At 20.3% G+C, this 1,026-nt stretch carries 1 protein-coding gene; it reads right to left on the bottom strand.

Going from position 1 to position 1,026, the window contains the following annotated elements; all coding sequences use genetic code 11:
* Positions 1–149: 149 nt before the first annotated feature.
* On the bottom strand, positions 150–902 hold the full coding sequence (locus HMPREF1984_RS10810) for a hypothetical protein (protein ID WP_021768048.1): 753 nt from the start codon (positions 900–902) through the stop codon (positions 150–152).
* Between the last annotated feature and the right edge of the window lie 124 nt (positions 903–1,026).

Raw genomic sequence — 1,026 nt, 5'->3', positions numbered from 1 at the left:
TTCTTTATTTTCTTCTTTTTATTAAATCTAAAATTATTTAAAACATGAGAAAAATAACTACTGTCTTTTACAACAACGATTATTTGAAATTTTATAATTCAACTCTCACTTTCAATTTCTAATTTAAAATTTTTCTGTATTAACTTTTTCTATTTTTTATTATTTTCAAGTAAATTATACAATTTTATTAAATCCTCGTTCAAAGAATAGTAATAAGTATCTAGAAACCAATCTTCAAAAGGTACTTCTTCAGAAAAATTTAAATATTTATGCAAATCTAAATAAATCCTAAAATTAGAATCGTAATTAACTATAGATTCATACTCTTCTTTCTTAGAATAAATATATTCTGCTACTTCTTCTATTTTTTTTAACTTATCTTGAAAATCATCTATTTTTTCCATCTTTTTTTTCATTTTTTCATATTCATACAAATCTAAATAATAATTAAAATCTTTAGACAAATAGACAATAAATTCTGAATCAATTTTCTGTGTATAAACATTTGGTTGACTAACAAAAAAATCAGGTTTGTTAATCCCTCCTGAAATAGACTTAGATAAATACATTTTTTTTTCTATTTGCTGTATTAAAGTTTTAATCTCTTTATTGTAACTTTCCAGTTTATCTTCCTTAATAACAAATTCTTTTATTTTATTTTTATCTACTAAAAAAGAATAATTTGAAATAATAAAATTTGGTGCTGTATATACTTTAGAAACTAAAGACAATTTTTGTTTCGTTTTTAATATTTTTATTTTTTCATCTTTCTCTATTTCCATATTTAACCTATTTTTATCATCTCTTATATTATTATTATTATTATTTATTCTAGCTATTTCTTTACAATTTACACTGATACCAATCAGAAAAAAAATAATTATTTTTTTTAAATAGTTCATTAGTATACACCTCTTTTTAAATTCTCTTTACCATGATTTATCATAATTTTAACTTCAGTAGAGTTTGGAGTGGATGATTTTTCATATTTACTACCTCCTCTTCTGTATATTTTATTTTTGTAAG

Source organism: Leptotrichia sp. oral taxon 215 str. W9775 (assembly GCF_000469505.1).
Lineage (GTDB): Bacteria > Fusobacteriota > Fusobacteriia > Fusobacteriales > Leptotrichiaceae > Leptotrichia_A.
The sequence above is the reverse complement of the archived record's forward strand: the minus strand, read 5'-3'. Positions and strand labels throughout refer to the sequence as shown.